General features: G+C 39.9%; 17 protein-coding genes, 1 tRNA gene and 2 pseudogenes. 8 read left to right on the top strand and 12 right to left on the bottom strand.

All coding sequences use genetic code 11. From position 1 onward, the window contains the following. Positions 1 to 46: 46 nt before the first annotated feature. The 3 genes from ACXAD1_RS06550 to ACXAD1_RS06540 all read right to left on the bottom strand — a co-directional run bounded on the left by ACXAD1_RS06550 (position 47) and on the right by ACXAD1_RS06540 (position 4,351). Positions 47 to 547 carry a methylated-DNA--[protein]-cysteine S-methyltransferase gene (locus ACXAD1_RS06550; protein WP_474909689.1) on the bottom strand — a complete coding sequence of 167 codons (501 nt, stop codon included), beginning with the start codon at positions 545 to 547 and terminating at the stop codon, positions 47 to 49. Further along, positions 544 to 2,379, bottom strand: a complete 1,836-nt coding sequence (locus ACXAD1_RS06545; protein ID WP_474911287.1) for a PAS domain-containing sensor histidine kinase — start codon at positions 2,377 to 2,379, stop codon at positions 544 to 546. The genes ACXAD1_RS06550 and ACXAD1_RS06545 overlap by 4 nt, the downstream gene beginning before the upstream one ends. 166 nt (positions 2,380 to 2,545) lie before the next feature. Further along, positions 2,546 to 4,351: a methyl-accepting chemotaxis protein gene (locus ACXAD1_RS06540; RefSeq protein ID WP_474909688.1), complete on the bottom strand. Its 1,806-nt coding sequence runs from the start codon at positions 4,349 to 4,351 to the stop codon at positions 2,546 to 2,548. A gap of 507 nt (positions 4,352 to 4,858) precedes the next feature. Here ACXAD1_RS06540 and ACXAD1_RS06535 point away from each other — a divergent pair. Both ACXAD1_RS06535 and ACXAD1_RS06530 read left to right on the top strand, forming a co-directional pair. Then, positions 4,859 to 5,899, top strand: coding sequence for an acyltransferase family protein (locus ACXAD1_RS06535; protein ID WP_474909687.1), 1,041 nt, complete (start codon positions 4,859 to 4,861; stop codon positions 5,897 to 5,899). A 104-nt stretch (positions 5,900 to 6,003) separates the two neighbouring features. Then, positions 6,004 to 6,077, top strand: a tRNA-Arg gene (locus ACXAD1_RS06530). Between the two features lie 77 nt (positions 6,078 to 6,154). Here ACXAD1_RS06530 and ACXAD1_RS06525 read toward each other — a convergent pair. From ACXAD1_RS06525 to ACXAD1_RS06515, 3 genes are all read right to left on the bottom strand, one after another. Beyond that, a complete protein-coding gene (locus ACXAD1_RS06525) occupies positions 6,155 to 6,874 on the bottom strand; it encodes a LutC/YkgG family protein (protein WP_474909686.1) in 720 nt (239 codons plus the stop codon). After that, positions 6,871 to 8,301: a LutB/LldF family L-lactate oxidation iron-sulfur protein gene (locus ACXAD1_RS06520; RefSeq protein WP_474909685.1), complete on the bottom strand. Its 1,431-nt coding sequence runs from the start codon at positions 8,299 to 8,301 to the stop codon at positions 6,871 to 6,873. Before ACXAD1_RS06520 ends, ACXAD1_RS06525 begins: the two co-directional genes overlap by 4 nt. A gap of 137 nt (positions 8,302 to 8,438) precedes the next feature. Beyond that, on the bottom strand, positions 8,439 to 9,155 hold the full coding sequence (locus ACXAD1_RS06515; RefSeq protein ID WP_206835657.1) for a (Fe-S)-binding protein: 717 nt from the start codon (positions 9,153 to 9,155) through the stop codon (positions 8,439 to 8,441). 204 nt (positions 9,156 to 9,359) lie between these two features. Here ACXAD1_RS06515 and ACXAD1_RS06510 point away from each other — a divergent pair, with 204 nt between their 5' ends. After that, entirely contained in the window at positions 9,360 to 11,108 is a 1,749-nt protein-coding gene (locus tag ACXAD1_RS06510) for a B12-binding domain-containing radical SAM protein (RefSeq protein WP_474909684.1), read from the top strand. Between the two features lie 27 nt (positions 11,109 to 11,135). On the opposite strand, the gene ACXAD1_RS06505 is transcribed toward ACXAD1_RS06510, so the two are convergent. Both ACXAD1_RS06505 and ACXAD1_RS06500 read right to left on the bottom strand, forming a co-directional pair. Beyond that, the gene (locus ACXAD1_RS06505; protein ID WP_206835652.1) at positions 11,136 to 11,291 is read right to left on the bottom strand and encodes a hypothetical protein; all 156 of its coding nucleotides are present in this window, start codon (positions 11,289 to 11,291) and stop codon (positions 11,136 to 11,138) included. Further along, the gene (locus ACXAD1_RS06500) at positions 11,292 to 11,453 is read right to left on the bottom strand and encodes a hypothetical protein (protein WP_206835650.1); all 162 of its coding nucleotides are present in this window, start codon (positions 11,451 to 11,453) and stop codon (positions 11,292 to 11,294) included. A gap of 167 nt (positions 11,454 to 11,620) precedes the next feature. On the opposite strand from ACXAD1_RS06500, the gene ACXAD1_RS06495 reads away from it, so the two are divergent. Then, positions 11,621 to 11,971, top strand: a complete 351-nt coding sequence (locus tag ACXAD1_RS06495) for a DUF3905 domain-containing protein (protein ID WP_206835648.1) — start codon at positions 11,621 to 11,623, stop codon at positions 11,969 to 11,971. Positions 11,972 to 12,049: 78 nt separating this feature from the next. Here ACXAD1_RS06495 and ACXAD1_RS06490 read toward each other — a convergent pair whose 3' ends face one another. Next, positions 12,050 to 13,414 (bottom strand): TrkH family potassium uptake protein, encoded by a 1,365-nt coding sequence (locus ACXAD1_RS06490; RefSeq protein WP_474909683.1) that lies wholly within the window; start codon positions 13,412 to 13,414, stop codon positions 12,050 to 12,052. Between the two features lie 138 nt (positions 13,415 to 13,552). Here ACXAD1_RS06490 and ACXAD1_RS06485 point away from each other — a divergent pair, with 138 nt between their 5' ends. From ACXAD1_RS06485 to ACXAD1_RS06470, 4 genes are all read left to right on the top strand, one after another. Next, positions 13,553 to 14,671 carry a CdaR family transcriptional regulator gene (locus ACXAD1_RS06485; RefSeq protein WP_370222104.1) on the top strand — a complete coding sequence of 373 codons (1,119 nt, stop codon included), beginning with the start codon at positions 13,553 to 13,555 and terminating at the stop codon, positions 14,669 to 14,671. Between the two features lie 103 nt (positions 14,672 to 14,774). Then, positions 14,775 to 16,187: a glycolate oxidase subunit GlcD gene (glcD, locus tag ACXAD1_RS06480; RefSeq protein WP_370222103.1), complete on the top strand. Its 1,413-nt coding sequence runs from the start codon at positions 14,775 to 14,777 to the stop codon at positions 16,185 to 16,187. Then, on the top strand, positions 16,184 to 17,515 hold the full coding sequence (locus tag ACXAD1_RS06475) for a (Fe-S)-binding protein (RefSeq protein WP_370222102.1): 1,332 nt from the start codon (positions 16,184 to 16,186) through the stop codon (positions 17,513 to 17,515). The genes glcD and ACXAD1_RS06475 overlap by 4 nt, the downstream gene beginning before the upstream one ends. 112 nt (positions 17,516 to 17,627) lie before the next feature. Continuing rightward, entirely contained in the window at positions 17,628 to 17,828 is a 201-nt protein-coding gene (locus ACXAD1_RS06470; protein ID WP_206835637.1) for an alpha/beta-type small acid-soluble spore protein, read from the top strand. Positions 17,829 to 17,876: 48 nt separating this feature from the next. Here the strand turns inward: ACXAD1_RS06470 and ACXAD1_RS06465 are convergent. The 3 genes and pseudogenes from ACXAD1_RS06465 to ACXAD1_RS06455 all read right to left on the bottom strand — a co-directional run bounded on the left by ACXAD1_RS06465 (position 17,877) and on the right by ACXAD1_RS06455 (position 21,105). Beyond that, positions 17,877 to 19,022: pseudogene (locus ACXAD1_RS06465) on the bottom strand (anti-sigma factor domain-containing protein). Continuing rightward, positions 19,019 to 19,743 (bottom strand): annotated as a pseudogene (gene sigI, locus ACXAD1_RS06460) (RNA polymerase sigma factor SigI). The pseudogenes ACXAD1_RS06465 and sigI overlap by 4 nt, the downstream one beginning before the upstream one ends. Before the next feature lie 135 nt (positions 19,744 to 19,878). Then, positions 19,879 to 21,105 carry a DUF5667 domain-containing protein gene (locus ACXAD1_RS06455; RefSeq protein ID WP_474909682.1) on the bottom strand — a complete coding sequence of 409 codons (1,227 nt, stop codon included), beginning with the start codon at positions 21,103 to 21,105 and terminating at the stop codon, positions 19,879 to 19,881. Positions 21,106 to 21,221 lie beyond the last annotated feature (116 nt).

Raw genomic sequence — 21,221 nt, 5'->3', positions numbered from 1 at the left:
TAATATCGCATAAAAAAATCACCCTTAGAGGTGATTTAAGAAAGAGCTATTTAATATAATTAGCCCCCTCGAGGGATAGCAGTACTTCTTTAATTTCAGTCCGGGTTCCTGCATACCCTGTTAACGATTTATTTTTTCCGATTACCCGATGGCATGGAATAATGATCGGAAGGCGATTGGCCTTGTTTGCCTGTCCAATGGCGCGCACTGCTTTTTCTTTCCCTATTTTGACAGCAATGTCCTGATAACTTCTTGTCTCACCAAATGGGATTAGGCAAAGCTCTTTCCAGACTGCTTTTTGAAATTCAGTGCCATGAGGTTCTATAGGGATGTCGAACTTTTTTCTTTGCCCATCAAAGTATTCCCCAAGCTGGATCGAACACTTTTTGATTAAAGGATCGGAGGGATCAAATTGCAATGATAAAACTTCTTCCCCTTCGAGAAAATCTTCTTTCCCCATGTATAATGCCGAAAGGATCCCCTTTTCAATGACAATGTAAATGTCTCCTGCCGGTGTGTTTTTTTTAGAATAAATTCTTACTGTCATTTCATTCCCGCCTTTAAAATATAGGGCAAATAGATGTGGAATACAGTTCCTTCCCCCAATTTGCTTTCCACTTCAATTGTTCCCTTATGTTCTTCAATAATTTTATATGTAACCATTAAACCAAGTCCAGTGCCTCTTTCCTTTGTAGTATAGAAAGGTTCACCAAGCTTTTTTATTTTATGCGCGGGAATTCCTGTTCCTTCGTCCCTAATGGATATGTGAACTTTATTATTTAACCCCTTCTGAATGGATACAGTAATATATCCACCCTTAGGCATGACTTCAATCGCATTTTTTATTATATTGATAAAGACCTTTTTCATTTGATTGGATTCACAGAAAACATTGGGCAAATTCTTTTCATAATAAGTCCTGAATTGAACATTATGCAGCACAGCCTGAGCACTCAGGAGATCGACTGTTTCCTTCATGATTTGAGATATGTCTTTTTCCACAAATTTGACAGCTTGAGGCTTAGCAAGTATGAGAAATTCATTAATAATTGAATCTATCCTGCTAAGCTCAGTGGTAATCACATTGAAATACATAGAATGATCTTCCTTCACACTGCCCTCCAGCAGCTGTATAAAGCCTTTAAGAGCTGTCATTGGGTTTCTGATCTCGTGGGCAATTCCTGCTGCCAATTCTCCAATGACATTCAAAGTGTCTGATTTCCGAAGCTGTTCTTCCATTTCCAGCTTCTCAGTTATGTCTTTAAATGTTGTCATACTGATATTAGAAAAAATATTCAGCTTGTTGGAAAACTCAAAGAACTTCTTTCTGCCTGATTTCAGAGTAATGGAAAGGTTACCGTCTGATTGCCCCGCTGAATGTATGTTTTTTATCTGCTCCTTTAATTCATCATCGGTTATATTGCAGTCATTCAAAATACTATGCAGCGATACACCTATAAGCTCCTCTTTTGTCATTTGAAGCAATCTCTGACCTGATTGATTAATATCGACTATTTCAAACTGGTCGTTCCAAAGAAGAATACCTTCAAGGGCACCTTCAAATATCATGCGGAATTTTTGTTCGCTTTCCCTCAAGCTTTTCTCCATGGCATGACGCTCACTGACATTTCTGAAGATAGTCATATGGTAGCCTTCAACGGAGTTTAATTTCACTGTAAACTCCAAAGATTTGAACTGGCCATTTGGCATAAGAAAAACTAGCTCATCCCGTATGCTTCCCTTAACAAACATCTCTCTAACAATGCTTCTGTATCTTTCCGATTTTTCATATACAAAATCTTTTATCTTTTTTTTGAGAAGCTCCTCATGAGTGCATTCAAAAATTCGGCAAGCAGATTCATTCGCATCGATGATTTCGCCATCTCCACCCCAAAAAATGATCCCATCCAGAGCTTCGGTAAATAGGTCCGCATACAGCTCTTCATTCTTTTTCACTTTCCGTTCCAGGAGCCGCTTACTCGTTACATCTCTTAATATGCACATATAAAGACTGCCCTCATTAAGGATGCTGGTAGTAAAATCAAACTCTATTATCGTTCTGCCGTTATAAATAGGAAGAATGCCCCTGACACTTTCCTTCCTCTTCAACAGTTCCCTTTGCTTTTCAAGCTTGAAATGCCTATTTTTCGGCACGATATCAGACAAATTCCTGCCTAGCAGATATTGTTTATCCATTTTCAAGCTTTCAGCAAATGATGGATTGACATCCACAATTCTCTCCTGGCTATCAAAAATTATAATTCCATCTTTCGAGCGTGAGAATATATTATATTTAGGTGAATTATCATTGGCCAAAATATTATTTTCCTTTTCCAAAGTCTCAATCCTGGCATAGAGTTTCCTGATTTCCTGATTCATAATGACCACTCTATTTCCTCCTATTGGGATATGCAATTAATTAAATATTTCTACAAGATCTGACTAAAACCTTTAAATCTCTGAGAAAACTGTCCTATTAATTTTTCATATCAAAGGGTTCTGGGGGAGAAGAAAAAGCATACCCTGTCAAGAGTATGCCTGGAATTTACAATTTGAATTTCGCAATCATCTCATTTAATTGTTCTGCCAATTCCGACAAGGACTGTGCATTGTCTGAGATTTCCTCCATTGAATGGTTAGTCTGAGCCATTGATGCACTCGTTTGTTCGATGCCTGCAGCAGATTCCTCAGATACTGCGGCAATACTGCCAATGGACTGGTTCATATGGGAGGAATTAATGGAGACCTGCTCAAGGCTGCGGGAAATGTCACTGACATTAGTTGACATTGAGTTAACTGCCTCATAAATATTCTGGAATGTTTGCCCCGTCAATTGAATTTGCTCAGTTCCCTTTTCAACTTGAACATAGCCTGTTTGAAGCGACGTGGCCACACTGTTTGACTCTGCTTGAATGCCCACGACAATTCTAGTGATATCTGAAACCGAGAATGATACCTGCTCAGCCAGTTTCCTCACCTCATCTGCCACAACTGCAAAACCTCTTCCATGCTCACCGGCTCTGGCTGCTTCAATGGCTGCATTTAATGCCAGCAGGTTAGTCTGGTCTGCAATTTCCTTTATTACCTTAACTAATCTGGATATTTGCTTTGTCTGATCATCGAGTCCATTTACCTTGTCCACTGATGACTTCATTATCTGGTTAATTAATCCCATTTGTTCCTGGGATTCCTTCATTAGCTTGTTTCCATTCTCAGTGAGCGATAGCACCTCTGTGGAAGCACTCTTTATTTCATTACCGCTGTATGAAGCTTCCTTCACTTTTTCCAGGTACTCGTCCATCATTAAAGATAAACGTGTTGCAGAGCCCGCCTGATCCTCAGCGCCTCCGGATAGTTCCTGCATCGTTGAAGCAACCTGCTGACTTGCTGCTTTCACTTCATTTGCAGCAATATTCAGTTCTCCGCTTCTTTCTGTCACATACCCAGAAACTGCATTAATTTCCTGAATCATGGTCTTCAGTTTTATTTTCATGGAATTCATGGCTCTGCTAAGCTGGGCTACTTCATCATCACCCTCATACTCCACCGAATCTGCATTGAGGTTTCCTCCTGCAATATCATTTGAGAATTGTACAATGGCAGTCAGTTTTTTAGAAATAATACGTCCTATAAAAAGGATACTTGCGATTCCCAGGATAGCAGAAATGATGATTGAAATGCCAAGTACTATTAAAGTAAGGATAAGGCCAGATTTAGCAGAAGTCACAGCCTTTTGCTGATCCTCTTTCATCATGCTGCTGAGAGTATTTAATTTATCGACCGTTTCAGAAATGATATTATCGGCCTGCAATTTTCCCAGCCTATATTCTCTTGCATGCTGGAGTTTCACTTCTGGCTCAATGACATCATGAAATAAACTGGTGATTTTTTGATCATTTTCATCAATTTGTCTAAAAAGGGCTTTTAATTTTGAATCGCTCAGTTCTGGAGAAATTTCCTCTTTCAAATTATTAAAATCCTCTGTCAGCTCATCGAATGTTTTTAAATGTTTTGGGTTGGAGTCAATGATAAAGTTTCCAATCGTGCTCCCTTTATGATGAAAAGTGGCCGCTGATTCAGTAATCTTAATGGCCTTTTCCCCAGAATCCTTAACTATCTCCAGTTTTGAATTGGCAATTGTCAGCAAGAAGAAAGTAAGAACGGTGGAAACCGTGAATAGCCCAATGGTCACAAAAAGCGCAACCCCATATTTCTGGCCAAGCTTCAGGTTCTTCCACCATCTAGTGCTGGCCATTTTGTTTAAATACTTGGCTATGCTAAGCTTTATTGGCTTGGACGATTCTTTTCTTTCCTTCTTGCCCGGTATAAATTTTCTTACCCCTTTCAACATTGCTTCCCCCTTTGTGATTTAACCAGATGCGAACAATTGAACTAGTTTGTATCTAATTCTTTTTTACTATTCTTTCAATTCATTATAATAGAACAAAAAAGACATTTGAAGATTATTTTTCCAATTTTTCATTTTAATACAGCCTTCCCTGCACATTTTCCATTTAAGAATCTTCTCTTTAAAACCCTGATTGTCTCACTAAATCGTCAGCTATGACATACTAATCGAACTACTCCCTTTTATCTGCGACAAAAATGAATTTTCACAAATGAGATTTGAAACAGATTTACAAGAAGCCATTCAAGCCATATAATATATGAGCTAACAAGCAAACATTCTTTGTATAACAGGAATTTATAGATAGTATGACAGAAATTTCGACGGTCAAACATTTTACTTTATCTGTAAATTAAACCTTCTATTTACACGAGAAAAGAAGTTTGCTTCATGTTAAAGTGGGTAAAGAAAGAAAGAGAATTTTTGGGGGTCTTTAATAGAGGAGGACTTATGAAACAACGTGACTTTTACTTCGACAACATGAAGTTCATCTTGATCTTCTTTGTCGTTTTTGGACATTTACTCCGCTCTTTTATTGAAGATAATGAAACAATCTATACTTTATATAAGGTAATCTACACGTTCCATATGCCAGCTTTTATACTGGTTTCCGGCTTTTTTGCAAAAGGCTTTTATAAAAAAGGCTATATAAAGAAAATTGCAAAAAAGCTCATACTGCCATATATTATTTTTCAGGTTATTTATTCGATTTTCTATTATTTTTTATATAATAAAGGCACATTTGAGTTGGATCCTTTTAACCCGCATTGGTCTTTATGGTTCCTGATCAGCATGTTCTTCTGGAATATCATGCTTCTATTCTTTGCAAAGTATAAACCTGTATATTCCCTGGCTGCTGCTTTTATCATTGGGCTTGCCGTCGGATATGCCGATTGGATTTCAAACTATTTAAGCTTATCCAGAACATTTGTGTTCTTTCCTTTATTCCTAATGGGGTATTATTTAAAGAAGGAGCATTTTTATGCGCTATTCCAGCCAAAGTTCAGAATTAGTGCATTAGCTATTTTTGCTGTAGTCTTTGCAGGCTTTTATCTCTATCCTGAAGTGGATTATAAATGGCTGCTTGGCTCAAAACCATATACTGAAATGGGGACAGCTTCGATTGGGGCAGTCTTTACGAGATTGGGCTTTTATGTCCTAAGTTTGATAATGGTATTTAGCTTCTTTGCTTTTGTGCCCCGTAAACAATATTTCTTTACTAATTTAGGAAAAAATACACTTTATGTCTATCTGCTCCACGGTTTCTTTATACGAGTATTCAGGGAAAGTGATGTACAGGGCTTTTTTAACAAACCGGAAAACTTCCTGCTGCTTGCCGGAATATCGCTGCTGCTTACTTTGCTTCTCTCAAGCAAACTGATTACTTCATTTGCACAGCCAATTATAGAACTGAAAACGTCACAGCTAAAGAAGCTTAAAGATAGATCAAGGGCATATGCCAGATTTTATCGTAAAAAACTTACAAGTTAGAGCAGAAACCGGTCATGGATTACTGGCCGGTTTTTTACTTTAGGCATAACCATTGACCATTTTTGATTATTGGATTATAATAAGTAACTGTGTTATATTATTTTGTCCCAGTAGCTCAGCTGGATAGAGCGACAGCCTCCTAAGCTGTAGGTCGTGAGTTCGAATCTCGCCTGGGACGCTTTTAGAAAAAACGCCAACAAAAGTTTGGCGTTTTTTCTCGTACTTACAAAAACCGGATGCCAGGTGCCCCACGAGTTATAAATCATCAATAACTATATACGCAGCCTTAACAGGCCCATGTACACCAACAACGAGGTTCATCTCAATATCAGCGGAGTTGCTTGGTCCAGTAATGAAATTAATACAGGAAGGTGCCTGCTGCCCTGAGTTTACCCGCTCCCTAATGATCCTTGCTGCCTGTGTCATGCGCGGAACCAGGGTGCTTTTCGGAATAAGGATGATAGAAGCAGCAGGGAGAAAGCTAACTGTCCGCCCGTGATCCTTGCTGCTGAACAAGACTGCTGTGCCAGATTCAGCCAGAGTTATTTCACTGACCGTGATGCCGATGTTAGCATGTTCTGCGTATTCAATATTTCTTCCTTCTTCAGAATAATCCCATTCATACACATCTATATTCTCTTTTGGCCAAATCTCCTTGAATAGCGCTGTAAGCCCAAACTGTCTAAAGCGGTCATCCTTCCAGGTCACAACGGGACCCCCGCCATATTGGACTACAATTTCTTTGAGCGTTTCAGTCAAATTGGCAGCACTGGTTACAACAAGGTCAGTGTGGATTTTCGTACACTGAGTCTTTAAAGCTTCGAGAAGCTCATCAGCATCCGCTTCTTTCAAGACTGCATCCTGCGGGTTAAAGCTCCATTCCGGTCTTTCGACTCCAGTAATTCTTTTTTCCCTGCCCAATCTGCCTGCAATTTTATTTAAAAAAGCATCTCGATTCTGAATTGTTCCATTCACTGCTGTCCGCCTCCTTTTGGCCGATTTTTGAACCAATCGCGAAATCTTTCTTTATTGGGAGCTGGAAAATCCCTAATTTCTGTCCATGCTTTTAATGGGCCTGGTCCCTTTGTAATTTTGTCCCCTGCGGTAAATGGATTCATGGCTGCCGGTGCCAGCTTTGACCCAAACTTATAAAGCGAGGGTGAAGCTGCCCCCAGCCCAAAAGCCTTCATAGTCATCTTTTCCGATATCGGAGCCCTTCCTTCTTTTTCGACAATTACCTGCCGGTGTTTATGAAGCAGTTCATGAAGAGGGATTTTGACTGGACAGGCTTCCGTACATGCTCCACAAAGTGTTGAAGCATATGGCAATTCCTTATAATCATTATAGCCTCCTAAAAGGGGTGACAGCACAGCTCCAATCGGGCCTGAATAAATGGATCCGTAGGAATGGCCGCCTACATGTCTATATACGGGACAAACATTTACACATGCAGCACAGCGGATACATTGGAGAATGGAGTGAAACTCCCCTCCTAAAATCGAAGAGCGGCCATTGTCCACTATAACCAGGTGGAATTCTTCAGGACCATCGACGTCGAGTTCTTCTTTTGGACCAGTCAGAACAGTAATATAACTCGTTAGCTTTTGTCCAACAGCGCTCCTCGTCAGCATGCTGACAAGCACTTCCATTTCCTCGTAAGTCGGGACCAGCCTTTCCATGCCCATTACCGTAATTTGTGTCTTAGGTAAGGCTGTGACGAGATCTGCATTGCCTTCATTAGTCACTAAGGTGATTGAACCGGTTTCAGCAACAGCGAAGTTGCAGCCCGTTATGCCAACATCTGCGGTTAAGTATTCACCCCGCAGCATTTCTCTCGCATGCCATGCAAGTTCTTCCGGCTTTTCTGTGTTCTGATAGTTCAGTTTTTCTGCAAACACATCCCGAATCTGCTCTTTATTCTTATGAAGAGCAGGCGCAACTATATGCGAAGGAGGATCGTGATCGTCCACCTGAAGGATGTATTCCCCCAAATCTGTTTCAATTACCTGACATCCGGCCTCTTCCAATGCCGCATTTAAATGTATCTCTTCGGTTACCATAGATTTTGATTTAACCACTTTTCTTGCATTCTTCTTTTCAATTACTTCCCGTATATAGGAAGATGCTTCTTCTGCAGTTTCAGCGAAAAAAACCTGCCCGCCCCTTTTAGCTACATTTTCGCTGAGCTGGTATAAGTAAAAATCAAGATTTTCAAGTACATGCTGGCGAATTTCTTCTGAAAGCGACCGCCATTCTTCCCAATTTCCAAGTTCTGCTGCAGCATCAAGCCTTCTTGTCTGAAGCCTTTCCTGGGCACCAGACACTGCCCCTCTCATAAAGGAATTGTTTATTCCGGAATCCACACGATCCTTAAAGTCATTTGTTCCTATTTTCATAGCCATTTCTATTCCCCCTTTAGAAAAGCACAAGCGCCTTGCCCACCCCCGACTGCTCAAGGGGGCAGGCTGCTTACGATAAACAATTATCGACGTTCAAAATTGTCTTTCCTTCTTGCAGGAAAGCATGTCCATTTAATTGCTTAGCGGCAATTTAACACTTCAGCAATATGCATTACTCTTATTGGTTTTCCCTGCCTGCCGATCCTGCCTCCAATATTCATCAGGCACCCTGCGTCAGCTCCAATGAGAATTTCTGCTTCAGTCTCCTCTATATGCCCAACCTTTTCATCTACCATTTGTTCAGATATTTGAGCCATTTTCACGGAAAAGGTACCGCCAAAACCGCAGCATTGCTCCTTGCCGGGAAGCTCTTCGAATTCCAGGCCCTTCACATTTTTCAATAATTTCATAGGTGCTTCCTTTACACCAAGAAGCCTGGTCATATGGCAGGATGTATGATAAGTGGCTTTTCCTTTTAACTTTGCTCCAACATCATCCACGTTTAGAACTTCAACGATAAATTGAGTAAGTTCGTATGTTTTTTCTGCAAGCATTTTTGCTCTTGGTTCCCAAACAGAGTCACCTTTAAAAACGTACGGATACTCATGAAACATATAGGCGCAAGATCCAGAAGGGGAAACAACATATTCTGCATGCTCAAATGCTGTAATCATCCTTTTCATAGCTTCCTTTGATTCTTTCACATAGCCGCTGTTATAGGCAGGCTGGCCGCAGCAGACCTGTGATTCCGGAAAATCTATTTCACATCCCAGGCGCTCAAGCAATTCAACAGCTGCTTTTCCTGCATTTCCCTGAAACATATCTACCAGACATGTTGCAAAAAGACTTACCTTCATTCATTCCCTCTCCCAGCTAAATACTATATTTTTCTACTATCTTACTATAGGTTTAATGAAAATCGTTTAATTTTTATAAATATTATAATAATTAGTATAGTTTATCTCCCTTAGCATATGTCAATGTTTTACTTCCTTTTTTTCATTCAAAAATATGATACAATTATATGATGTTTAAGTTGCTAAAAAGGGAGTTCAAAATAAATGAAAGTTATCGCCAGTACGCTTAATGCCAAATACATTCATACAAATATAGCGATCCGCTATCTGAAGGCATACGCACAGCCTGATTTCGATGTGGAATTAGCCGAATATACTATTAAAGATCCGGTGATGAATATCGTTACAGATCTGGTCCGCAAAAAACCTGATGTGATCGGATTCAGCTGTTATATATGGAATATCGAAGAGACCATAAAGGTCATTAAAATGATAAAAAAGATTGACTCCTCCATTCATATTGCAGTTGGAGGACCTGAAGTGACATATGATGTTGCAGATTGGATGAAAAATATAAAAGAATTTGATTACATTGTTATCGGTGAAGGTGAGGAAACGTTCAAACAGCTGCTGACAGAGCTGAATGGCAAAATGAATATGGAAAATGTGCATGGTCTTGCTTTCAGGGAAAATGGCAAGGTTCGTATTAATCCGCAGCGGAATAAGCTGGATTTGCGCGAGCTGCCCTCACCATTCCGCTTTGAAGAAGATATTCCCCACCTTTCTAAACGGGTCACTTATATAGAAACCAGCCGGGGGTGCCCTTTCAGCTGCCAGTTTTGCCTTTCCTCAATTGAAGTAGGTGTGCGATACTTTGACAGGGAAAAAATTAAGGACGACATCCGATATTTAATGAAGAATGGTGCAAGAACCCTTAAATTTGTGGACCGTACATTCAACATAAGCCGCAGTTATGCTTTGGAAATGTTCCAATTTTTAATCGATGAACATCTGCCGGGAACAGTTTTTCAATTTGAGATCACTGCAGATATCATGAGGCCTGAAGTAATTGAATTTCTAAACAAGGAAGCTCCGGCAGGATTATTCCGATTTGAAATTGGCGTACAGTCGACAAACGACTATACGAATGAATTGGTCATGAGGAAGCAGAATTTTGCAAAGCTTTGCCGCACAGTCACAATGGTAAAGGATGGTGGAAAGATCGACCAGCACCTTGACTTAATTGCTGGACTGCCTGAGGAAGATTATGATTCATTCAAAAGAACCTTTAATGATGTTTTTGCAATGCGGCCCGAAGAGCTCCAGCTCGGCTTCTTAAAAATGCTGAGAGGCACCGGGCTTCGATTGAGAGCAGAAGATCATCAATATATTTATATGGACCATTCACCATATGAAATACTTGGAAATAATGTTTTATCCTTTGATGACATCATCCGCATTAAACAAGTTGAAGATGTTTTAGAGAAATATTGGAATGATCATAGGATGGATGCGACCGTTGAATATTTGGTTACAAAAGTATTTCCCACTCCATTCGATTTCTTCCAGGAATTCGGAAGTTATTGGGAGCAAAAAGGATGGTCCAGAATTGGCCATCAGCTTGAGGATCTTTTCAAACGCCTTTTTGAATTCCTGCAATCAAAAGAAATTGCTGATTTGGATATAGCAGAAGGCCTTATGAAGATTGACTATATTTCAAAACAAAAATACAAACCTAGAAAACCCTGGTGGCAGCCAAGCTATGAAAAATCCGAGAGATCAAAGCTATACCAGTCCCTGCTTGAAAATCCAATCCAGCTGGGAGAAGGCTTCTTAAGCCTTCAGCTGAATGAAAAAGAAATTTACAAACATACCCTAAGTGAAAAATTTTCTTTTGATATTGAAAAATATAATAAAGATGGAATAATTGAAAAGAATGACTCTGTTCTGCTTGCCTATTTCGACTCAAGCACAGAAAAAGTTTCCATCTTTACTGGCCCTTTACATGATTGATAAAACCGGCAGGAATCTGCCGGTTTTTTAGCATTTATCCCGATCTTTCTTTTTATCTTTATCACGGTTCATAAATGGCAGTTCATAAAGTTTTCCGGAATTTATATCACCAAACTCCATACCGAATTCTACATTGCCCGAGCCATTTTGGCGGTCTTTTTTTCGTGGTTTATTATGATCCACTTAGGCTCTTCCCTCTCTCCCATGCTTGGAGTTGCGGTTAGCCATTTTCATGGGAGTCTCTCCCTGGCTGAATTCTGCTGAAAACTCTGATTCCTGAAGGTTCTTCTTAGGCGTTTTGCTGTATTTTTCAACGGCATTATACTCAGCTTTTCGTTTGGCCATCCCAATCTCCTCCTGAATTATAATTCATAGTGTTAAATCCATTTTAAGGTTTAACACAGCTTTATTTTTAGTAAAAAACACGGTTTCATCCCTATCTGAGTCTTCCTTATTTTACAATCATAAATTTTGCTGCGGTGCAGAAAATAAAGTAAAAAGGAATGAGCGATATGACTAATAAAAAGAAGAAAGGTAACAAAAGCATTGGCATTGATGAGACACTGCCACATCAAATAGAAGCACCGAGCTTTAAAGACACAGGCATGAAACTTCAGCCTCCTTTCAAGAATTCTTTTGGCGTAACCATTGGGGACAGTTATTATTCTTCGGACAGTTCACCGCTGGAAAACTGGAGCGATGAAACAGATCCTGCGGTGATGGCAGGTGAGGATTGGATTCATCCGACAAATGATATTGGCTGGAATACATCTGAAAACAAAGAACTCCTTGAAAGCAAAAAGCCGCCTCAAGGATACCCATTCATGCATCCTACTAAAGATGTCAGCCGCGGGACGGATTAATAAGAAAAGCCCAAGCTTATACGCAATGGGCTTAGAGACGGAAAAAAGCAGTCCGGAATAGTCTTCCGGGCTGCTTTTTCAGCCAATAATAACGCGCTCTTTAGGATAATGAAAATTAGGCTGTTTTTCTTTGCCGCCTATAATAAATAAGAAGGACGTTAATCCAATTCTTCCAATAAACATTAAGGCCATTATGATACATTTCCCGATCATTGATAATTCAGGTGTGATTCCTAACGATAGACCCGTAGTACCAAAAGCTGAACAAACCTCGAAAATTATTTCTATTAGCTCCATCTGCTTCTCTGTAATGCTTAAAATGACAACAGAGAGAAAACACATTCCAATAGCAAGCAATGTGATAGCAAGGGACTTCAGAATATCATCTTCATGAATTTCTCTTTTAAATATTTTTATATCCCGATTTCCTTTGGCAAAGTGATATATAAAAAGGATATTCACCGCAAAGGTAGTCGTCCTGATGCCCCCTCCGACAGAACTCGGGGACGCCCCGATGAACATCAATATACTCATTATGATGAGGGTAGGCATTGTAAACTCATTTACATCCATGGTTGATAGTCCGCCGCTCCTGGTCGTGGCGGATTGGAAGAATGCATAAAAGAAGCTTTCATGCCAGTTCAGGCCTTTAAAATATTGATTGAATTCCATGATGAGCAATATAACCGTACCAAACACAAGAAGGGCGGCATACGTCACAGTCGTCAATTTTGCAAATAAGGAGAAGCGAAAAGATGGTTCCTGATCCCATTTATTCCGAAATAAATATTGCTTTAATTCAATAAGTACAGGAAAACCTATAGCTCCTAACGTAATCAGAATAATATTGATCAGCTGCACGAAATAATCGCCGGCATATGGTTTAAGAGAGGCTCCTGTTATATCCATGCCTCCGTTGGTTGTTGCACTGACAGAGGCGAACAGCGCATGCAGAAATGCATCATCCCATGCAGGGTAATATTTTAGAAAATGAAAACCCAATATGAGCGCACCTAGCGTTTCAATTACCAATATTATTTTAATGATTTCTTTCACTAAATTGACAAGGCCTGACAAGGCATATTGATTATGATCGACCATGATGAGGCGGCGTCCTCTTAATCCAATCTTGCGGCCAAGCAGGAGCCAAAAGAATGTGCCCAGCGCCATGATCCCTATTCCTCCAAACTGAAGGATGAACATGATGACAAAATAACCAAAAACACTGTATGTTTCTGATATATCAACCACAGACAGACCGGTCACACTGACTGCACTGACAGCTGTGAAAACCGTATCAATAAATGCAACCTCCACTCCTGTTTTATGTACAGCCGGTATTCTTAATAAAAGTACCGATACAGATACTGCCAATAAATAATATCCGGATATTACTTGGGCAGGTGTTAGTTTATCCAGCCAACTTCTTACGTCTTTCCACATATCATACCTGTCCCCTTCAAAATTTTTCTAACCCTTATCATAATGAATATACCCGGTTTTTAAAAGGGATATTAGAAAATTCGCAGGAAGTTTTTTATTTATATATAATAAAGTCAAAAAATCAAAGGGAGATATGACATGTTGTTGCCTGACCTGGCTGAAAAAATAATAGCTGAAGTTCGTCTGTTTCTTCAGGAAGATATCATAGTTGCCAATACCAGCGGGGTAATCATAGCAAGTACAGATGCAGACAGAATAGGCAGTTTTCATGAAGGAGCACTTCTTAGCATGAAAAATAAAGAAAAGCTGATTATTACCAGGGAGGATCAGTCACGCCTTCAGGGTGTAAAAGCGGGCATTAACCTGCCGATCTTTTTTAACGGAGAAACAGTTGGAGTTATTGGCATAACCGGAAATCCCAATAAAATTTCCCCATTCGCAGAAATCATCCGCAAACTAACAGAGTTATTTATCAGTGAAAGTTACTTTGCAGAGCAGCTCGATTGGCAGGCCCGTGCACTGGAAGGTTTTATGTTCGACTGGCTGCAGACCAAAGATTGGGATCCTGCATTCAAAGAACGGGCTCATCTGCTGAAAATAAATCTGGCTGTAGACAGACAGGTTTCAATCGCAGAATTCAGGCAAAATAGCCAACTGCTTCATCGGGATTTATGGAATAGAATTTTATCCTGGAAAGAAGCAGGTCCGCATGACATTCTGATTCGCTGGGGCAATGATCGAATTGTGCTTTTAGCCGGGGTATCTTCAGCAAAAAAAGAAAATAGGATAAGAGAAAGGGTCACCCGCTTCCATCGTTTTCTTGAAAATCTTCTAGCTGCTGAAGTAAGCATTGGCACCGGTAAACCATTGCCCCCCTTCAGCCTTTCTGATTCATTTATGCAGGCGGAGCGAGCTTTAAAAATCGCAAAAGACCGAGGCACCATCATATTTGATCAGGATTTAACCATTGAAATGATATTTGATGATCTGTCTCCAGAAACTAAAAAGGACTTTATAGAAAGAACGATCGGCACATTCATGAATGAACAGGATCTTATGATAACCCTTCAGGAACTGTTCAGGCAAAATCACTCCTTGAAAAATACTGCTGAAGCCTTGCATATACATATTAACACCCTTCATTACAGACTCAAGAAAATATCAGATCTTTCCGGGCTATATACATCTAATTTGAATGATTTAATGAAACTTTTCATAGCGGTAAAACTTTTGGATGAAGGTACAAAAAATAATTAAAATACACATCAATATTTGTATTGTTAACCATAGCAGGGAGTTCCCTGCTTTTTTTATACTTAAAGAAATAGATAAGGCCAGCTTCATAAAGGAGAGGATCCATTTGGTTGATATTCAAATAAAAGAAAAATTAATTGCCGTTGTCGGAGCTGATAATTATGATGACTCCAAAGCAGGGCGTCTTGCTTATTCATATGACGCAACACCAAATTTCCAATCGATGCCCGATGCAGTGATCAGTCCGCGAAATGCTCAGGAAGTTTCGAGTATCCTCAAGATTTGCAGCAGCTCAGGAATTCCAATCGTACCAAGGGGATCAGGAACCAATTTATGTGCAGGAACCTGCCCTACAGAAGGCGGGATTGTTCTCCTGTTTAAGCATATGAATAAAATCATTGAAATTGATGAAGAAAATCTTACGGTTACAGTACAGCCCGGTGTCATCACGCTTGACTTGATTAACCAGGTTGAAGCAAGAGCGCTTTTTTATCCACCTGATCCAAGTTCGATGAAAATAAGCACAATCGGAGGAAACATCAATGAAAATTCAGGCGGACTGCGCGGACTGAAATATGGAGTTACAAGGGACTATGTGATGGGGCTGGAAGCTGTACTTGCGGGCGGAGACATCATTAGAACGGGCGGCAAGCTTGCGAAAGACGTGGCAGGATATGATTTTACCAGACTGCTGGTTGGATCTGAAGGAACATTGGGAATTATTACGGAAGCAACATTAAAACTAATCCCGCTTCCAGAGTCAAAAAAGACAATGCTCGCTCTGTATCAGGATCTTGAACAAGCTGCAAAATCAGTCTCAAAAATCATCGCAGACAAAATCATTCCCGCCACCCTTGAATTTTTAGATCAGCCTACATTAAAGGCAGTTGAGGATTTTGCACAAATTGGATTGCCAACAGATGTCCAAGCTATACTCCTTATTGAACAGGATGGTCCGATTGAGGTTGTAGAAAAGGATATGCAGAAAATGGCAGAAATCTGCAAAAAACATGGGGCTGTATCTGTACAGCTCGCAAATTCTGAAATGGAAGCAGAAGCCTTGCGGACTGCAAGGCGTGCCGCTTTATCGGCTCTTGCACGCCTTAAGCCGACAACCATTCTTGAAGATGCCACAGTACCAAGATCTGAAATTGCTAACATGGTAAAGGCAATTAATGAAATTTCCAAGAAATACGAACTTGCCATCTGTACGTTTGGCCATGCCGGTGATGGAAACCTGCACCCTACTTGCCCCGCAGATGCCCGGGATAGTGATGAAATGGAACGGGTTGAAAAAGCTTTTGAAGAGATATTTATCAAGGCGATTGAACTTGGCGGGACAATAACAGGCGAACATGGAGTAGGGGTCATGAAAGCTCCATATCTTGAACTAAAACTGGGCAAGGCAGGGATTGATGCAATGAAAGCAGTTAAGTCTGCATTAGACCCCAATAACATTCTTAATCCTGGCAAAGTTTTTGCCAAGGATAACAGAAAACGAGTGGTGGTTGCCCAATGACAACATTAAAAGAACAAACAATCATTCAGGAAGAATTTAAGAACCGAATGGATGAAGATGAGATGCTGAATTGCATGCGCTGCGGCTTCTGCCTCCCTTCCTGCCCCACTTATGTCGAGTCAGGCTTTAAAGAAACTCACTCCCCAAGGGGAAGAATCGCTTTAATGAAAGCTGTTGCTGACGGATTAATTGAACCGGATGAAGATGTAGAGAGATCTCTTAATCTTTGCCTGGGCTGCCGTGCATGCGAGCCTGTTTGTCCTTCAGGAGTAAAATATGGCCACTTGCTGGAAGAAGCGAGGGATATTATTAATCAGAATAAGAAACACTCGCTTCCGGTCAAAGCTGTTCGCAGTTTGGTCTTTAATGGGCTTTTCCCCCACCAGGACAGAATGAGGGCAGCTGCCGGCCTATTAGGCTTTTATCAGCGTTCAGGTCTGCAATCGGCCGCCAGAAAAACAGGAATGCTGAATTGGCTTCCAAAAAACCTCACGGCCATGGAAAAGGTACTTCCTCAAGTGCCAAAACTAAAAGAAATGAAAAATAGGCCATCCTATCTCTCAGCAGATAAACCTGTAAAAAAAGCCGCGTTTTTTACTGGATGTTTAATGGATACGATGTTCCTGGAAACCAATAATGCGACAATAAAACTTCTGCAGCTTGCAGGATGTGAAATCCATATTCCTCAAAATCAAGCCTGCTGCGGCGCTCTTCATGGCCATAGCGGCGAAAAACAGGGAGCCAAAAACTTGGCAAAGCGGAACATAGAGGCTTTTGAGAAACTGGACGCAGACTATATCATAACAAATGCAGGCGGATGCGGAGCATTCCTTATTGACTATGACCATCTTCTTAAAGATGACCGGGAATGGCATGAAAGAGCTGTAAAGTTTTCACAAAAACTCAAAGATATCAGCGAAATTCTATACGATCTTGACTTTCACCAAAAAGTTAATCTTGTGCTTCCAGGGAAGATCATAACCTACCAGGATTCCTGTCATTTGCGAAATGTCATGAAAACCTCAACAGCCCCGCGCACCCTTCTGAATTCAATTAAGGGCATCGAATTCAGGGAAATGAAGGATGCAGACAGATGCTGCGGTTCTGCCGGTATTTATAATATTGTTGAGTCTGAAATGTCTATGCAAATACTTGATCAAAAAATGATCCAGGCCAAGTCGGCAGATGCGGCAGTAATTGTAACCTCTAATCCGGGATGTCTTTTGCAAATGAAGCTGGGGATAGAACGGGAAGGTTTATCCGGAAACGTAAAGGCTGTTCATATCGCAGATATTCTTCTGGAAGCTGCTGTTGATAAAGAAAAGTAAAGAAACTGCTTATGCCGAAATATTTCCACTTATGAAACTCCCTTTTTAATTCATACTACAAATACAGAGGGAAAATAAACTCTGTAAGACCAATAAAAAGGAGTTGAATACAATGGCAAGAAGCAGCAATAAGCTTTTAGTTCCTGGGATTGAACAATACATGGACCAGGTTAAATATGAAATTGCCCAGGAATTTGGTGTTCAATTAGGCTCTGATACTGTATCCCGGGCTAACGGATCTGTAGGCGGAGAAATTACTAAGCGATTAGTTCAGCAAGCCCAGGCACAAATGTCCGGTCAAAATAATAAATAACAACTTCATATAATGGAAAAAGTCCGGAGCTGTCTCCGGACTTTATTCTTATCGATTTCCTCTTTCATGGTGTTTTCCCTGTTTATTTCCGCTTGAATTATTGCGATTGTCCCTATCTTTATGGTTTCTCTCAGGACCATTCCCGCCTTTGTTTTTCCCATTTTCTTTTTCTTTGGGATTTCTCTCGGGGTTATTTCTTTTTTCATTAGCTTTATTATTTTTTTTTTCGCTTGGATGATTTTGATGTTTTTGGGCTTTTACGTTATTTCCTTGATCTTTCTTTTCTTTATTATCGTGCCCTCTTCCAGGATTATTTCCTTTGTAATTACCGCTGTTATTTTGCTGGTTCTCAGATTTCTTTATTTGCCCTGGAACAGCAGGTTGTTCTTTATTATCTTCTGCTTTCTCCTGCTTTTTTAATTGGCTTTGCGTATTTTCTTCCGGCTTTTGCGGAGGATGAATTTCTTTATCTGTCTGTTTAACCGGATTCGCAGGTTCAGGTTTTTCTTTCTTGTCAGCGTCAGCTTTTAATTTATTTTCTTTATATAATCCAGGTGAGAGCCCTTTTTCTATAGCAGCTTCTCTTTCCTCTTCACTTGCTTCCAGTAAAGTTACTTCAAGCTGCTCTTTTTGTGCAGCCTGTTTAATATCTGCCAGTTCCTCCTGAATGCGCTTATCCGCTTCTTTACTCTGTTCTGTATAAACGGCAGCAATGACTACCTCTTTGTTTTCCTTAAAATAGCCCTGTTTCTTTATCTGAAGAAGAATTTTGTCAGCTACCTCATGAATACTGTTTTTTTTCCAGTCCTTGATGTTTTGGATAATGAATTCTCCTTATTCATTATAAGGCACGAGTTCTACTACCTGATATTTTTGATTGACCCCTAATTCAATACTCGGATTAACGTCTATTGACATATATGCATACACTTCATCGTTTTGCAGGAACGGCAAAAAAGAAACGATTGCGAGCATTAGTGCAAAAGCTGCTGCCATTAATCCTTTTCCTTTAAATAGATTAAAAATAGTTAAAGGCGATGACTTTTTTCCGTTTTTCAGTTCTATTGGGAAGAATTCAATTTCCTGGCCAAGTGCATATGCCCCATCTTGATTTCGAGCACGCAGAAATTCTCCTTCCGGGGTTAATAGTGTTAAAAAACGTTCGTTTATTTCCATGATAATTCCTGTTTTCACGTTTCCAACACCCCTTTGATATAATCCTTCAGAAAGACATAATCACCCGTTAATATTAGTGAAATGGCAATTATATATTTCCTGTTTCTCTCTATTGTTTTTCTGCTTAAGGATACATAGCTCTCCAGCTGCTTTATCGGCAGCTTTTTTTATCATAAAGAATATTTTTGAGTTCATCATTTTCAACCAGAATTTTGGCTACAGTCATCGCATTTTTTCGTGCATCAGCATGTTTTGGAGACTGCTCGATCAAATCGCTGAAAGTAAGGTCGAACTCCTGAAGAATCTGTGTAAACTGGAGGATTTCTTCTTTTCTCAGTTCCTCATCCGTTTTTTTCCTGAAGTCTTCAATGGACAATTCGTCTTCAATCGCCGAACCTGTATCATCATCATCCAGATTAGAGCCTCCATTAAAACTAAGATTCTGAAATTTGGATTGCTTGCGGATATAATCAATAACCCGCCTTTTAATCAGCACTTCCGAAAAACTGATCAATGAACTCCCTTTATCAGGACTGTACTTTTGAATGGCTTCATTAAATGCGATGAGACCAATGCTGAATTCATCATCTGATTCATGTATGTATCTCTTGCAGACTGATGATACTGTTTTAGCAATAAACGGCTTATATGACTCAATTAGCTCATTATTTAATGCTGTATCTCCATGCTGTATTAACTCTACCGTTTCTTCGAGCGTTCTTTTACGCTTCTTCGCCATAAACAATAAACTTAGCAATAGCCCCACCTCTTTTCAAAACACATTATATCATACGGTGTCCAGATTATTTTTTTTAGGGTGGTTTTATTTGCTAAGGAAATGTAAGCCTCGAAGTGCTTTACTTTCCAGCTAAAATCAGTTGTCTTTATTCTCTTTGCCTTGACCTTTTGCTGCTTCAGCTTTCTCTTTTCCTTTGCCGGCATGTCTCTTTGCTTCTGCCTGCTTTTCTTGAATCTTCTTTACCTGCTGTTCTTTTGCTGCTTTCCCAGCTGCCTCACGTGCTTCTTTTTCAGCTTGTTTAGCTGCTTCGCGTGCTCCCTTTTCTGCTTTTCTAGCTTCTTCACGTGCCGCCTTTGCTTCCGCTCTCTTTTGGGCTTCTATAACTTTTGCCTCTTCATGAGCTTTTTTATTCTCAGCTTTAGCTGCATCTTTTGCTTCTTTAGACACCTTCACGGAAACTTCAGGTAACACATTTGTCTCTTCAGGAGCTGATTTATCAATCTTTTTCTCCGGATTTTCTGCTGTTTCAGTTCCAGAAGAAGCATCTTCAGATTTAATCGGTGCAGGCGCAATTTCTGCAGCTTGCCCAGATTCCTTTTCATCTATCACTTGTTCAGACCATTTTTCAGAGAACTTAGCAATGTTTTTTTGCATCGCTAAAATGGCAGGATGATTTTCATCGAATCTTTCTGAAAACTTAGCAAGATTTGCCTGAAGGGCAATGATATTCTGTGCAAGGGCTTCTTTTACTTCATCTTCAGGTTCCTTTTCCAACGTGCCATTATCAGAAATATCCACATTGTCTGCAGGGTCTTCAGCAGGATCAGCATCTTCAGCTAATTCGCTTTCGCTAATTAGATTACCGTTGTCCTCCTCACCTGGTTTTGATTTTTCTTGGTCTTCATTCGCTTCATCAACGATGGTATCAGCGTTTTCCATCTGTTCCAGTGCTTTTTCTATTGCTTCTAAAGCTTCTTCTTCTTTTCCTTCAGCCAAAAGTGCTTCTGCTTCAGCCATGCGCTCTGCTGCATATCCTGCAAGCAATTTTGCATCTTTAATGTCATCAAAAGTTAAAGCAAGCTTCACTTTTTCCAATGCAAGCTTTGCAAAGTAGAAGAAGCTTCCAGGCAATAGAGATGGGGCTTCTGATTCATTTTCATCAAGCTTTTCTTTAGCATTTTCAGTGGATTCAGCTGACAGATCATTTTTTATTTCAACTGTTTCAAAATCTGCATCTTCCTTGTTTTCATTCGCAAAAGCTGTTGCGGCTGAAAATGTGAATGTTCCTGCAATCACTAGCGCTAGTGCGCTTTTTGCGATTTTATTCATTTCTTTGCTGGATAAAAATTTCAATGATTTCACCTCAGAATTTAATTAAAGCGGCCGCTTGTTCATTACAACTGTACGGAATCATGAAAGAGATTTTTGGGGGTTAATAAAAAATTTTATTTTTATAAAAGAAAAAAAGCTTTAACAAT

Source organism: Cytobacillus sp. ABV4_503 (genome assembly GCF_056158445.1).
The sequence above is the reverse complement of the archived record's forward strand: the minus strand, read 5'-3'. Positions and strand labels throughout refer to the sequence as shown.